The sequence below is a fragment of the Streptomyces sp. NPDC007872 genome, from assembly GCF_042868165.1.
Classification (GTDB): domain Bacteria; phylum Actinomycetota; class Actinomycetes; order Streptomycetales; family Streptomycetaceae; genus Streptomyces.
The window spans coordinates 772,996-786,968 of the sequence record NZ_JBIAEA010000002.1; the positions used below are offsets into that span (position 1 = coordinate 772,996).

Consider the following 13,973-nt stretch of genomic DNA (forward strand, 5'->3'; position numbering starts at 1 on the left):
GCGACGGACGCACCGGCTCACGCGCTCTGCGCGGCCGCCCGCTTCTCCTTCGCCTGCTGGTAGAGGCGTCCCGCGCGGTACGACGAGCGCACCAGCGGGCCCGACATCACGCCGGAGAAGCCGATCTCGTCGGCCTCCTCCTTCAGCTCCACGAACTCCTGCGGCTTCACCCAGCGCTCCACCGGGTGGTGGCGCACCGAGGGGCGCAGGTACTGCGTGATCGTGATGAGCTCGCAGCCCGCGTCGTGCAACTGCTGGAGCGCCTCGCTGATCTCCTCGCGGGTCTCGCCCATGCCGAGGATCAGGTTCGACTTCGTGACCAGACCGTAGTCACGCGCCCGCGTGATGACGTCCAGGGAGCGCTCGTACCGGAAGCCGGGGCGGATGCGCTTGAAGATGCGCGGCACCGTCTCCACGTTGTGCGCGAAGACCTCGGGGCGGGAGTCGAAGACCTGCTCCAGGAGCTCCGGCACCGCGTTGAAGTCGGGGGCGAGCAGCTCGACCTTGGTGCGGCCCGCCTCGCGGCCCGCCGTCTGCTGGTGGATCTGGCGCACGGTCTCCGCGTACAGCCAGGCGCCGCCGTCCTCCAGGTCGTCGCGCGCGACGCCGGTGATCGTGGCGTAGTTCAGGTCCATCGTGACGACCGACTCGCCCACGCGGCGCGGCTCGTCGCGGTCGAGGGCCTGCGGCTTGCCCGTATCGATCTGGCAGAAGTCGCAGCGCCGGGTGCACTGGTCGCCGCCGATGAGGAAGGTCGCCTCGCGGTCCTCCCAGCACTCGAAGATGTTGGGACAGCCCGCCTCCTGGCAGACCGTGTGCAGGCCCTCGCTCTTCACGAGGCCCTGCATCTTCGTGTACTCGGGCCCCATCTTCGCCCGGGTCTTGATCCACTCGGGCTTGCGCTCGATGGGGGTCTGGGCGTTCCGGACCTCCAGGCGCAGCATCTTGCGTCCGTCGGGTGCGACTGCGGACACATCGGCTCCTGTAGCTTCGATTCTTCGGCGTACACCAGGGTACGCCCGTGGCTTCCATGCCTGCCTACGTCCGGCCAACCTCTGGCCATCGCCCCCGCATTCCCGGGGCCGTACGGACGGGGCGGCCCGGGGTCAGGCGGACGCGGGCTCCACGGCCCGCGGCGTGAGCTCCGCGTGCTCCAGGACCTCCCGCAGGTGCTTCTCCACCACCGGCAGCACCTCCTCGACCGTGACGTCACGGCCCAGCTCGTTGGCGATCGAGGTGACGCCCGCGTCCCGGATGCCGCACGGGATGATCCGGTCGAACCAGGCGTTGTCCGGGTTCACGTTGAGCGCGAAGCCGTGCATCGTGACGCCCTTGGCGACCCGGATGCCGATCGCCGCCAGCTTCCGGTCCTCGCGGCGCTGGCCGGCGTTGGAAGGGGCGTACTCCGGCCCGTTCAGACGCGGGTCGAACTCCTCGTCGGTCAGGCGCGGGTCGAAGTCGAGGGAGAGCCCGCCGAGCGAAGGGCGCTGCCGCACCGGGTCCCCGAGGACCCACACCCCGCTGCGGCCCTCGATCCGGGTCGTCTCCAGGCCGAAGTCCGCGGCCGTGCGGATCAGGGCCTCCTCCAGGCGGCGCACGTGCGCGACGACGTCCACCGGGCGGGGCAGCTTCATGATCGGGTAGCCGACCAACTGGCCGGGGCCGTGCCAGGTGATCTTCCCGCCGCGGTCCACGTCCACCACCGGCGTCCCGTCCAGGGGACGCTCGCTCTCCGCCGTGCGCCGGCCGGCCGTGTAGACCGGCGGGTGCTCCAGGAGCAGACAGGTGTCGTCGATCTCGTCGGCGAACCGCGCGGCGTGCACCTCGCGCTGCTTCTCCCAGGCCGCCCGGTAGTCGACGGCGTCCTCGCCGAAGCCGAGTCGGACGAATCGCAGCTCACTCACGGCCATGCCTCCTCCTGTGCCGGGAGTCCGGGGACCGGGGATCATCCCGGGCCGGCTCGGCACCATGCGTCATTCGCGCCCATGCCACTGTACGGCGGCGCCGGGGCCGCTCCTCCGGCGGGCGGACGGGGGCCCGGGGAGGCGGACGGGAGCGCCCACGTCAGCGGTGCCGCCAATCCTCACACGATCGGATGAATGTGGGGCGAAGGTGGTGGTACGGGCCGTGCGGGCCGCTAAATTCGCGCCGTCCCAGGAGGGTCCGCAGGGGTGCCGCCCGGGCCCGGAAAACAGGAGACCGCACAGCCGATGACGGACCGACCCCCGCAGCGCATCCCGAACCGCCAGCTCGCCGCGCTCATCGCCGAAGCAGGGTTCTCCCACGCGGGCCTCGCCAGACGAGTCGACCAGCTCGGCCTGGAGCACGGCCTCGACCTGCGGTACGACAAGACCTCCGTGACCCGCTGGCTCCGCGGCCAGCAGCCGCGCGGCACCACCCCCGCCCTCATCGCCGAGGTCTTCACCCGCCGCCTGGGCCGCCGGCTCTCCGCCCAGGACCTCGGCCTCGACGCCTGCGCGCCCGTCTACGCGGGTCTGGAGTTCGCCGCCACCCCCGAGGAGGCCGTCGACATCGTCGGCGGCCTGTGGCGCAAGGACTCCGGCAGCCACGCCGAACTCCGCAAGATCGCCTTCACCCCGGCGGGCCTGGTCGTCCCCAGCCGGGACTGGCTGATCGGCCGCGCCGACGAGCGGGTGGCACGCGGTGAACCCGCTCCCTCCCGCCCCTCCGCCGGGGCGTCCCCGCACGACCCCCGGGTCCCGCACCAGGGCCGCTACTCCGTGCCCCGCCAGCGCGGTACGGACCGGGGGCCCGGGCAGCGCGTCTCCAGCGGCGACATCGCCGCCCTCCGCTCGGTCGGCGAGCTCTTCCGCACCCTCGACCACGCCTACGGCGGCGGCCACGCCCGCCAGGCCCTCGTCCGCTACCTGGAGCACGAGGCCGAGCCGATGCTGCGCGGCACGTACGGGGAGTCCACCGGCCGCCGCCTCTTCGCCGCCGCCGCCGACCTCACCCGGCTCGCGGGCTGGACCTCGTACGACATCGCCGCCCACGGCCTCGCACAGCGCTACTTCGTCCAGGCGCTGCGCCTCGCGCAGGCGGCCGGGGACCGGGCGTACGGCTCGTACGTGCTCCTCACCATGAGCCGCCAGGCCGTCTACCTCGGCCACGGGCGGGAGGCCGTGCAGCTCGCCCGGGTCGCCCAGCAGGGCGTCGGGCCCGCCGCGCCGCCCGGCGTCCAGGCGATGCTGCACGCGGTCGAGGCGCGCGGCCACGCCGTCCTGGGGGAGGCGCGGGTGTGCAGCGCCTCCCTCGTCCGGGCCGAGCGGGCCCTGGAGACGGCCCGGCCCGGCGACGAGGTGCCGTACTGGGCCCGGAGCTTCGACGAGGCGCAGCTCGCCGGCGAGCTCGCGCACTGCCACCGGGACCTCCAGCAGCACCGCTACGCCGCCCAGCACGCCGAGCGCGCCCTCCAGCTCCGCGCTCCCGGCTTCGCCCGCAGCCGCCTCTTCTCCCGGGTCGTCCTCGCCACCTCCCGGCTCGCCCTCGGCGAACTGGAGCAGGCCTGCGCGCTCGGCGCGGAGGCCGCCCAACAGGCCTCCGAGATGCGCTCGGCCCGCGCCGTGGAGTACGTCCGCGACTTCGAGCGCCGCCTGGAGCCCTACCGCGACGCGGCCGCCGCCCGCACCTACCGCGACCGGGTGGCGGCGATCGGCTGACCGGGACCGTCCCTCAGGCCGCCTCCACCGCCAGGGGCTCCGCCGGGAGTCGTACGCCCAGGTCCGTCAGGAGGGCGCGGGCCGCGCGGTGGCCCGAGGCGAGGGCGCCCCGGGGGGTGCTCGTGGCGCGGTGGTCGCCGCAGACGTAGAGCCCCGCGAGGAGCCGGACCGAGCGGTGGCCGTCGTGCGGGGGCGGCATCGCCGGGACCGCGTCCGGGGCGTGCCGGAGCGCCAGCAGCTCCCACTCGTCGGTCGACGTGCCGTACAGCGTGGCGAGGTGCTTGCGGACCCGTCGCTCCGTGTCGTCCGGCGGCGTCCCGAGCACCGTCGAGGTGATCAGGGTCCGGCCCGCCGGGGCGCGGCCAGGGTCGACCGCGCTCATCACGGCCGTGTGGGCCACGGGGCCGTCCGGATCCGACTCCAGGAGCAGCACCGGGTCCCCGGTGGGCGCGACGGGGGCCGTGTGGTGCAGGACCGTCACCGGGTGGAACGCGGGCGTCCGCAGCCCCGGCAGCAGGCGCGCCGCCGTGCGCGCCCCCGTGGCGAGGACCACGGACCGGCAGCGGAACACCCCGTGCTCCGCCGTCGTCACCCGGGAGACCGACGCCTCCGTGACCCGTACGCCGGTGCGGACCGTGCCCGGCGGAAGACCGGCCGCGAGCAGCTCCGGGAGCGCCGCCGCACCGCCCTCCGGCACGGCGAGCCGGCCCCGGGCGAAGGCGCGCAGCGCCAGGTCCGCCCGCCTGCTCGACGTGCTCAGGTCCGGGTCGGCCAGGAGCGCCGCGAGCAGCGGCCGCAGCACCCCCTGGACCGTCCGGGCGGGCAGCCGCGCGTCCAGGGCCTCGCGCGCGGTCCGCTCGGGCCGGGCGAGGATCCGCTGTGCCGGGGTCGCGGCGAGCCGGACGAGGGACGCGCCGAGCCGCGCCTGGTCGAGCGAGGCCGCCGGATGCCGGGGGGCGCTCGCGAGGGCGCGCGCCACGCTGAACGCTCCCCCCACGCTCCGGGCACCCGCCGCCCGGGGCACCCCGGCCGTCCGGCGCGGGTGCGGAGCGCCCCACCGCGCGTACCGGCCGTTGCTGTGCACGAGGACCCCCGGGGCGAAGGGGCGCAGCGCGAGGCCGCCGAGCCCCGGCAGGGCCCGCAGCTCCTCGTACGACAGGGTGAGCAGGGGGCCCACCCGGTCGAGCAGGAAGCCGTCGACGGACGCCGTCGCCATCCGGCCCCCGATCCACGGTTCCGCCTCCAGGACGGCGACGGAGAGTCCGGCCCGGGTCAGCCGGTGGGCGGCTGCGAGCCCCGCCGCCCCGGCCCCCACGACCACGACGTCGACGGTCCCGCCGGAGCCGCCCGTGGGGTCCGTGCCGATGGTGCCGGCTGTGCTGCCGGTGGTGCTCGCTGTACCGGTGGTGCCTGCTGTGCTGTCCGTGCTGCTGACGGTGTCGTCTGCGCTGCTGAGCACGTGCCCCTCCCCAGGTCGGCGCGGCCGGTGAGGGGGCCTATGCCCCCGACGGGCCTCCGGAATGCCGGATTTCGCGGTCCGCGTCGAGCCTAGGCAGCGCTCCCGCGGGTGCCAGGAGCGCGCGCCGGGGTGCGCGCGGCACGGGGGAGCACGGAAGGGGCCGGGGAGGAGGGCGCGTCAGCGGGCGGCGGCCCGGATCGCGTCGTCGATCGTCGGGAACGCGAACTCGAAACCGGTCTCCAACAGGCGCCCCGGCAGCACCCGCTGACTCCCCAGCACGTCCTGCGCGAAGTCCCCGAGGACGATCCGCAGGGCGGGCGCCGGGACGGTGAGGAGGGTGGGCCGGCGCAGCACCCGGCCCATCGCCGCCGTCACCTCGCGGTTGGTGACCGGCTCGGGGGCCGTCAGGTTCACCGGACCCGTCAGGGACGGGGTGTCGACCATGTGGCGCAGGGCGGCCACCTCGTCGTGCAGCGAGATGAAGGACCAGTACTGGCGGCCGTCGCCCATCCGCCCGCCGAGCCCGGCCCGGAAGAGCGGGAAGAGCCGCCCCCACGCCCCGCCCTCGCGGGCCACCACCAGGCCGGTGCGGGCGTACGCGACCCGGATGCCGGCCTCCTCGGCGGGGGCCGCCGCGGCCTCCCACTCCACGCAGACCGAGGGCAGGAAGCCCGTCCCGGCGGGGGCGTCCTCGTCGACCGCGCGGCTGCCGGTGTCCCCGTACCAGCCGAGCGCCGTGCCGCACACCAGGACCTCCGGCGGCTCCGCGAGCGAGGCGAGCGCCTGCGCGACCGCCGTCGTGCCGAGCACCCGGCTGTCCCGGATCTCCTTCTTGTACGCCTCGTTCCAGCGGCGCTCGCCGACGCCGGCGCCCGCCAGGTGCACGACGGCGTCCACGCCGACGAGACCGGCGGCGTCCACGTACAGCCGCTCGGGATCCCACTCGACCTCGTCGGCGGTACGGGCCGGGCGGCGGACGAGACGGAGGACGTCGTGCCCGTCGGCGCGCAGGGAACGGACCAGGGCCGAGCCGATGAGCCCGGAGGCGCCGGTGACGGCGACACGCTTGCGGGAGGCGGAACGCTGCATGGGGCCATCCTGCCCCCTCCGGGGCGGGGCATGGCACAGTGACCGGCATGACCGAGCCGGAGACGCGGATACGCACGGCCGAGCGGGGCGACGACGCCGGGCTCGGCGCCCTCGACCGGGCCGCCTGGTCCACCCTCCACGCGGTGGTGCCCGCGCCGGTCCCGCCGTACGGCCCCTTCTTCGACGAGCGCCACCTGCCCGGGGACTACCTGGTGGCGGTGCGCGGGGGCGCGCTCGCCGGCTACGTCCGGGTCGTGCAGCCCATCCCGCTCGCCTCCCACGCGCACGTGCTCCAGATCCAGGGCCTCGTGGTCGCCGGACCGGCCCGGGAGAAGGGCGTCGCCCGAGCGCTGCTGCGGGCGGCCGTGGACCGGGCGCGGGAGCGGGGCGCCACCCGGCTCACCCTGCGGGTCCTCGGCCACAACGCCCCGGCCCGCGCGCTCTACGCCTCCGAGGGCTTCGCGGTGGAGGGCGTCCTGCCGGGGGAGTTCCTGCTCGACGGGGCGTACGTGGACGACGTGTGCATGGGGCGGTCCCTGGTGGACTGAGGGGCCCCGCGGAGGGCCCGCCCCTCCGGGCGTACCGGGGCCCCGCCCCTCCGGGCGTACCGGGGCCCCGCCCCTCCTGTCACGTCCTCAGCAGCTCGATTCCCCCGGTCAGTTCGCGCAGGCAGCGGACCGCCAGGAACGCCGGGGCGGCCTCGCCGCGCACCGGCGGCCCGCCCCCGTCCCCGTCCCCCGGCTCCCCCTCCGCCCAGCTCTCCAGGGCGATCCGGATCGCGTCCGTGGCCGCCGCCGCCGCGAGCCGTACCCCCAGCGGGTCGGCGCCGGGGCCCGCGAGCCCGGCCAGGACCTCGCGCAGCCGCTCCTCGGACTCCTGGTTGACCCGGTACCAGACGGCCCGCAGGGCGGGGTCGTCGGCGGCCGCCCGGAGCAGGCCCCGGGTCCGGAGCAGCTCTTCCTCGGCCTCCGGGTCCGCCGGGGTCAGCGACGCGGCGACGGACCGCTCCAGGGCGTCGGCCAGGGGCGTGCCCGACGCGGTGGCGGCGAGGCCGGCGCGCCAGCGGTCGGCGCCGCCCGCGAGGAGCGGGGCGACGGCGTCCTGCTTGGAGCGGAAGTAGCGGTAGAAGGTGCGCAGCGCGACCCCGGCCCGCAGGGCGATGTCCTCGGCCGTCGTGCCGTCCGGGCCGCGCTCGGTGAACAGCTCGACGGCCGCGCGGGCGATGTCGAGCTGCGTGGCGGCCTTGCGGCGCTCCGTCAGGGAGGGGGCCCGGGAGGGCGTCGTGTCGCTCACCCGCCAAGCGTACGCCCACGACTGCCGGGAGTGCGTGCAATGCAGTAATGGCAAAACGTGCCACTTGGGCGTACGGTGACGGCATTCTCGGAGAACCCGACAGCGAAAGGCCACCTCCATGAACCAGCCCGCCCACTCCGAAGCCCGCCCCGAAGCCCGTCACGAAGCCCGTCACGCGGCCCGTTACGAAGGGCGCCGCGCGCTCGTCACCGGCGGCGGCTCCGGCATCGGCCAGGCCACCGTCCTGCGCATGCTCGCCGAGGGCGGCCGGGTCGTCGCCGCCGACATCAGCGAGGACGGCCTCAAGGACACCGCCGACAAGGCCGGCGCCGCCGCCGTCCGCCTCACCACCGTCCTCCTGGACGTGGCCGACGAGGCCTCCGTACGGGCCGGCGTCGCCGCCGCCGTCGAGGCGCTCGGCGGCCTGGACGTCCTGGTCAACGCCGCCGGGATCCTGCGCTCCTCGCACACCCACGAGACCACCCTCGACGCCTTCGAGCAGGTGATCCGGACCAACCTCACCGGCACCTTCCTGGTGATACGCGAGGCGGTCCCGGCCCTCCTGGCGGGCGTGGGCCCGGCCGTCGTGAACTTCTCCTCCACCTCGGCGTCGTTCGCCCACCCGTACATGTCCGCCTACGCGGCCAGCAAGGGCGGCATCCAGTCCATGACCCACGCGCTCGCCGCCGAGTACGCCAGGCAGGGCATCCGCTTCACCGCCGTCCAGCCGGGCTCCATCTCCTCCGGCATGACCGACGGCACCGGCGCCAGCCGCCGGTCCGTCGGCCCCGGCCTCCCGGCCGACGCCGACATGGCGCTCTTCGTGAAGCTCGCCCCCGCCCTCGGCCAGGGCTTCGCGGGTCCCGAGACCGTCGCCGGGGTCGTCGCGATGCTGGCGAGCGAGGACGGCAGGTTCATCACCGGCACCGAGGTCCGCGTCGACGGCGGCACCCACTTCTGAGCCCATCCGGTCACCGCGTCACCGCGTCACCGCGTCAGCCCGCCCCGAAGCGCTCCCACAGCCGGGGGAAGCGGACCGCCAGGGCCTCGTCGTCCGCCAGGTCGAGCGGGGTCCCGAGCGGCTCGCCCCCCGGCACCGGAATGCCCAGGTCCGGCGTCTCGGCCCCGGTCAGTGCCTCGTACGCCTCGTCCGCCGCGAAGCCGATCTCCTCGCCGTCCCCGTCGATCTCCACGTCGAAGTCGTCGAGCAGCTCCGCGAGCGCGTCCGGATCGTGCACGGCCCCCTCGTACACCTCCCGGCCCTGGCCGATCAGCCAGCAGCGGAAGGAGTCGAAGGCCTCCTCGTTCGCCCCGTCGAACAGCACGGCCGCCGCGCCCCACAGGTCCCAGAGGTACGCGCGGTTGTAGCGGGCCTCGAAGTGGCGCGCGTAGTCGAGCACCGAGTCGGGGTCCAGGCGGGTCAGCCGTTCCACGAGCAGGTCCGCCTGCTCCTCGGCGTCGCCCTCGGCGTCCTCCCGGGCGGCGTCGATGATCTTCCAGAACTCGGTCTCGTCCATCACGGGAACCAGCATCCTGCCCCGGCGGGGGCGGCGCACCCGGAAAGCCGGAAATGAATCCGGACAGAAGGTGTCGTACTTTCCTGCCAGGGTGAGGCCCATGACCACCGAGACACCTGACAGCACGCCCCTGCGCGGACGGATCTGCCTGGTCGCCGGGGCCACCCGGGGCGCCGGGCGGGCCATCGCCGTCCAGCTCGGCACCGCCGGAGCCACCGTCTACGTCACCGGGCGCACCACCCGCGAGAAGGCCAGCGAGGTCGGCCGGACCACCGAGACCATCGAGGAGACCGCCGAACTGGTGACGGCCGCCGGCGGCGAGGGCGTCGCCGTCCCCACCGACCACCTGGACCCGGAACAGGTCCGCGTCCTGATCGACCGGATCGACCGCGAGCGGGGCCGCCTCGACGTCCTCGTCAACGACATCTGGGGCGGCGAGCACCTCGTCGTCGCCGGCTTCGGCAAGAAGATCTGGGAGGTCGACCTCGCCGACGGCCTGCGCATGCTGGAGCTGGGCGTGAAGAGCCACCTGATCACCAGCGCGGCGGCCGCGCCGCTGCTCACCCGGAACCCCGGCGGCCTCCTCGTCGAGGTCACCGACGGCACCCAGGAGTACAACGCCACCCGCTACCGCGAGAACGTCTACTACGACCTCGCCAAGAACGCCCCGATCCGGATGGCCTTCGGCCTCGCGCGCGAACTGGCGCCGGCCGGCGGCACGGCCGTCGCGCTCACCCCCGGGTGGCTCCGCTCGGAACAGATGCTGGACCACTTCGGGGTGACCGAGGAGAACTGGCGCGACGCGGCCGAGAAGCTCCCCGACTTCGCCGTCGCCGAGTCCCCGGTCTACGTCGGCCGCGCGGTCGCCGCCCTCGCCGCCGACCCCGACCGGGCCCGCTGGAACGGCCGCTCCCTCTCCAGCGGACAGCTCGCGAAGGAGTACGGCTTCACCGACGCGGACGGCTCGCGGCCGGACGCGTGGGGGTTCGTCATCGCCAAGGAGACGGACGAGGACGTGTCGGTGGACGACTACCGATAGACACGACTACTGGTAGACACGACTACCGATAGACACGACTACTGGTAGGCACGACTACCGGTAGAGCCGTCCCAGCCCCCGCGCCGCCTCCGCGAACCGCTCCCGGAGCGCGGCCGGGGCCACCGCCTCCGCCTCCGGACCGAGCCCCAGGAGCTGCCCGAGGGCGACCTCCTCGCTCTCCACGCGCAGGACCACCCGCAGCCGGCCGTCGGCCTCCGCCGTGCCCGCCGCGAGCGCCTCCTCGGCCGCCGCCCGGTCCGTCACGTACGGCAGGCGCCGCACGCCCTCCTCCGTCAGGAGCAGCACGGCCTCGGCCCGCAGCAGGGAGCGGGTGAACTCGCGGGAGCGGTCCGCCCAGAAGGCGGGCAGGTCGAAGTCCGGGTCGCGCTCGAAGCGCTCCCCGCCCACCGCCACCGCCGTGAACCGGTCCACCCGGTACGTGCGGAACGAACCGTCCGCCCACGCGCACGCGTACCAGACGCCCGCCTTCAGGACGAGCCCGTACGGCCGCAGCTCCCGTTCCACCTCCGTGCCGTCCCCGCGCCGGTAGCCGACCCGGGCGCACCGGTCGTCCCAGACCGCCTCCGCGAGCGCGGGCAGCAGCTCCGGGGTCACCGGCTCCTGGTACCAGCCGGGCGCGTCCAGGTGGAAGCGCTGGGCCGCCGTGCGGGGCGCGTCCCGCAGCGAGGGGAGCAGCGCCGCCGACACCTTCAGACGGGCCGCCGAGGCCGCGTCCTCCAGGCCCATGTCCCGCAGCGCGCCCGGCAGTCCGGACAGGAACAGCGCCTCCGCCTCGCCCCGGGCGAGCCCGGTGAGCCGCGTGCGGTAGCCGTCGACGAGCCGGTAGCCGCCGGCCCGGCCCCGGTCCGCGTACACCGGCACCCCCGCCTCCGAGAGCGCGAGCGCGTCCCGGGCGACGGTCCGCTCCGACACCTCCAGCTCGGCGGCGAGTTCGGCCGCCGTCATCGACGGGCGGGACTGGAGCAGCAGGACCAACTTGATGAGGCGGGCGGCGCGCATGACTCCATCATGCGCGCCGCCCGCCCCGCCGGAACCGGAGGACCCTTACAGGCCGTAGCGCTCGCGCGCCTCCTTCACGGCCGACGCCTGCACCTCGCCGCGCCGCGCGAGCTGCGCGAGCGCCGCGACGACGATCGACTGCGCGTCGACGCCGAAGTGGCGGCGGGCCGCGTCGCGGGTGTCCGAGAGGCCGAAGCCGTCGGCGCCCAGCGAGGACCAGTCCTGCTCGACCCACTGCGCGATCTGGTCCGGGACCTGGCGCATGTAGTCGGAGACCGCGAGCACCGGGCCCTCGGCGCCCGCCAGGGCCTCGCGGACGTACGGGATCCGCTCCTCGCCGCGCAGCAGCGCCGCGTCCGCCTCCAGGGCGTCGCGCCGCAGCTCCGTCCAGGAGGTCGCGGACCACACGTCGGCGGCTACGCCCCACTCGGCGGCGAGCAGCTTCTGCGCCTCTAGGGCCCAGTGGATGGCTGTGCCGGAGGAGAGGAGCTGGATCCGCGACGGGTTCGCGGGAAGGTCGACGCCCGCGGACTCGGCCGTGTTGAAGCGGTACAGGCCCTTGACGATGCCCTCGTCGATCCCGGCCGGCTTGGCGGGCTGCGGCATCGGCTCGTTGTAGACCGTGAGGTAGTAGAAGACGTCCCGGTCCTCGCCCTCGGCGGCCTCGCCGTACATCCGGCGCAGACCCTCCTTGACGATGGCCGCGACCTCGTAGGCGAACGCCGGGTCGTACGTCAGGGCCGCCGGGTTGGTGGCCGCGATCACCGGCGAGTGGCCGTCGGCGTGCTGGAGGCCCTCGCCGGTCAGGGTGGTGCGGCCGGCGGTGGCGCCGACGAGGAAGCCGCGGCCGAGCTGGTCGCCGAGCTGCCACATCTGGTCGGCGGTCCGCTGCCAGCCGAACATCGAGTAGAAGATGTAGAACGGGATCATCGCCTCGCCGTGCGTGGAGTACGCGGTGGAAGCGGCGATGAAGTCGGCCATCGAACCGGCCTCGGTGATCCCCTCGTTGAGGATCTGGCCGTTCTTGGCCTCCTTGTAGTACATGAGCTGGTCGCGGTCGACCGGCTCGTACGTCTGCCCCTTCGGCGAGTAGATGCCGAGGGACGGGAAGAGGCTCTCCATGCCGAAGGTGCGGGCCTCGTCCGGGACGATCGGGACCCAGCGCTTGCCGGTCTCCTTGTCGCGGATCAGGTCCTTCACGAGGCGGACGAAGGCCATGGTCGTCGCCATCGACTGCGTGCCGGAGCCCTTGTCGAAGGCGGTGAACGCCTTCTCGGCCGGGGCCGGCAGCGGGGCCAGCGGGTGCACGCGGCGGGCCGGGGCCGGGCCGCCGAGCGCTGCGCGGCGCTCCTGGAGGTAGCGGACCTCGGGGGAGTCGGCGCCGGGGTGGCCGTAGGGCACCTGGCCGTCGGCGAACCGCGCGTCGGAGATCGGGAGCCCGAGGAGGTCCCGCATGTTCTTGAACTCGTCGGTGGAGAGCTTCTTCATCTGGTGGTTCGCGTTCTTCGACGCGAAGCCCTCACCGAGGGTGAAGCCCTTGACGGTCTGCGCGAGGATGACCGTCGGCGCGCCCTTGAACTCCAGGGCGGCCTTGTACGCGGCGTACACCTTGCGCGGCTCGTGGCCGCCGCGGGAGAGGTGGAAGCACTCCAGGATCTTGTCGTCGCTCAGTAGCTTCGCCATCTCGACGAGCGCCGGCTCCTTGCCGAAGAAGTCCTGGCGGATGTAGGCGGCGTCGCGGGTCTGGTACGTCTGGACCTGCGCGTCCGGCACCTCGCGGAGGCGGCGGACCAGGGCGCCGGTGGTGTCGAGCGCGAACAGCTCGTCCCAGGCGTTGCCCCACAGCGACTTCACGACGTTCCAGCCGGCGCCGCGGAACTGGGCCTCCAGCTCCTGCACGATCTTGAAGTTGGCGCGGACCGGGCCGTCGAGGCGCTGCAGGTTGCAGTTGATGACGAAGGTCAGGTTGTCCAGACCCTCGCGGGCCGCGAGCGCGAGGGCCGCGGTCGACTCGGGCTCGTCCATCTCGCCGTCGCCGAGGAACGCCCACACGTGCGAGGCGGAGACGTCCTTGATGGCGCGGTTGGTCAGGTAGCGGTTGAAGCGCGCCTGGTAGATCGCGGAGAGCGGGCCCAGACCCATGGAGACGGTCGGGAACTCCCACAGCCAGGGGAGGCGGCGCGGGTGCGGGTAGGAGGGCAGGCCGTTGCCGCCGGACTCCTGCCGGAAGTTGTCGAGGTGCGCCTCGTTGAGGCGTCCGTCGAGGAAGGCGCGGGCGTAGATGCCGGGGGAGGCGTGGCCCTGGATGTAGAGCTGGTCGCCGGAGCCGGGGGCGTCCTGCGACTCCTTGCCCTTGAAGAAGTGGTTGAAGCCCGTCTCGTACAGCCAGGCCGCGGAGGCGAAGGTGGCGATGTGGCCGCCGACGCCGTACTTGGAGCCGCGGGAGACCATCGCGGCCGCGTTCCAGCGGTTCCACGCGGTGATCTTCCGCTCCATCTCCTCGTCGCCGCCGAACTCGGTGACCGAGGGCTCGGCGGAGGTGGGGATGGTGTTGACGTAGTCCGTCTCCAGGAGCTTGGGGAGGGCGAGGCCCGCGCCCTCGGCGTGCTGGAGCGTGCGGCGCATCAGGTAGGCGGCCCGGTGCGGGCCGGCGGCCTTGGTGACGGCGTCCAGGGAGGCCGCCCACTCGGCGGTCTCCTCGGTGTCACGGTCCGGGAGCTGGTCGAGCTCACTCGGAATCTTGCCTACGGGATCGGTCATGATCGCCGCCTTCCGGACAGGTGGGGGTGGAGATGGGGCCCTTGTCTGGCAGGACAGGGCGAAGGGCCGGGTGTGGCCCGCCGAAGACTGTAAACCGGCGATCGATGATCGATCAA

12 protein-coding genes are annotated in these 13,973 nt (G+C 74.3%); 4 read left to right on the top strand and 8 right to left on the bottom strand.

Going from position 1 to position 13,973, the window contains the following annotated elements; genetic code table 11:
* Positions 1–17: 17 nt before the first annotated feature.
* Positions 18–974 (bottom strand): lipoyl synthase, encoded by a 957-nt coding sequence (lipA, locus tag ACFYNX_RS08660; protein WP_125665675.1) that lies wholly within the window; start codon positions 972–974, stop codon positions 18–20.
* A 132-nt stretch (positions 975–1,106) separates the two neighbouring features.
* Positions 1,107–1,904 (bottom strand): lipoyl(octanoyl) transferase LipB, encoded by a 798-nt coding sequence (lipB, locus tag ACFYNX_RS08665; RefSeq protein WP_388659101.1) that lies wholly within the window; start codon positions 1,902–1,904, stop codon positions 1,107–1,109.
* A 306-nt stretch (positions 1,905–2,210) separates the two neighbouring features.
* Between lipB and ACFYNX_RS08670 the strand changes: the two genes are divergently transcribed.
* Positions 2,211–3,680, top strand: a complete 1,470-nt coding sequence (locus ACFYNX_RS08670; protein ID WP_388659104.1) for a regulator — start codon at positions 2,211–2,213, stop codon at positions 3,678–3,680.
* A 13-nt stretch (positions 3,681–3,693) separates the two neighbouring features.
* Here ACFYNX_RS08670 and ACFYNX_RS08675 read toward each other — a convergent pair whose 3' ends face one another.
* Positions 3,694–5,046 carry an FAD-dependent oxidoreductase gene (locus ACFYNX_RS08675; protein ID WP_388659777.1) on the bottom strand — a complete coding sequence of 451 codons (1,353 nt, stop codon included), beginning with the start codon at positions 5,044–5,046 and terminating at the stop codon, positions 3,694–3,696.
* Between the two features lie 270 nt (positions 5,047–5,316).
* On the bottom strand, positions 5,317–6,228 hold the full coding sequence (locus ACFYNX_RS08680; protein ID WP_388659106.1) for a TIGR01777 family oxidoreductase: 912 nt from the start codon (positions 6,226–6,228) through the stop codon (positions 5,317–5,319).
* 47 nt (positions 6,229–6,275) lie between these two features.
* Between ACFYNX_RS08680 and ACFYNX_RS08685 the strand changes: the two genes are divergently transcribed.
* Positions 6,276–6,776 carry a GNAT family N-acetyltransferase gene (locus ACFYNX_RS08685; RefSeq protein ID WP_388659109.1) on the top strand — a complete coding sequence of 167 codons (501 nt, stop codon included), beginning with the start codon at positions 6,276–6,278 and terminating at the stop codon, positions 6,774–6,776.
* A 79-nt stretch (positions 6,777–6,855) separates the two neighbouring features.
* Here the strand turns inward: ACFYNX_RS08685 and ACFYNX_RS08690 are convergent, their stop codons facing one another.
* Positions 6,856–7,521: a TetR family transcriptional regulator gene (locus tag ACFYNX_RS08690; protein WP_388659111.1), complete on the bottom strand. Its 666-nt coding sequence runs from the start codon at positions 7,519–7,521 to the stop codon at positions 6,856–6,858.
* 118 nt (positions 7,522–7,639) lie between these two features.
* On the opposite strand from ACFYNX_RS08690, the gene ACFYNX_RS08695 reads away from it, so the two are divergent.
* Positions 7,640–8,482, top strand: a complete 843-nt coding sequence (locus ACFYNX_RS08695) for an SDR family NAD(P)-dependent oxidoreductase (RefSeq protein WP_388659114.1) — start codon at positions 7,640–7,642, stop codon at positions 8,480–8,482.
* A gap of 34 nt (positions 8,483–8,516) precedes the next feature.
* Here ACFYNX_RS08695 and ACFYNX_RS08700 read toward each other — a convergent pair whose 3' ends face one another.
* Positions 8,517–9,038: a DUF4240 domain-containing protein gene (locus ACFYNX_RS08700; RefSeq protein WP_365550684.1), complete on the bottom strand. Its 522-nt coding sequence runs from the start codon at positions 9,036–9,038 to the stop codon at positions 8,517–8,519.
* A 100-nt stretch (positions 9,039–9,138) separates the two neighbouring features.
* Here ACFYNX_RS08700 and ACFYNX_RS08705 point away from each other — a divergent pair, with 100 nt between their 5' ends.
* Positions 9,139–10,077 (top strand): SDR family oxidoreductase, encoded by a 939-nt coding sequence (locus ACFYNX_RS08705; protein WP_388659117.1) that lies wholly within the window; start codon positions 9,139–9,141, stop codon positions 10,075–10,077.
* Positions 10,078–10,131: 54 nt separating this feature from the next.
* Here the strand turns inward: ACFYNX_RS08705 and ACFYNX_RS08710 are convergent, their stop codons facing one another.
* A complete protein-coding gene (locus ACFYNX_RS08710; protein WP_388659120.1) occupies positions 10,132–11,097 on the bottom strand; it encodes a helix-turn-helix transcriptional regulator in 966 nt (321 codons plus the stop codon).
* Positions 11,098–11,142: 45 nt separating this feature from the next.
* A complete protein-coding gene (gene aceE, locus ACFYNX_RS08715; protein ID WP_365550690.1) occupies positions 11,143–13,857 on the bottom strand; it encodes a pyruvate dehydrogenase (acetyl-transferring), homodimeric type in 2,715 nt (904 codons plus the stop codon).
* Positions 13,858–13,973 lie beyond the last annotated feature (116 nt).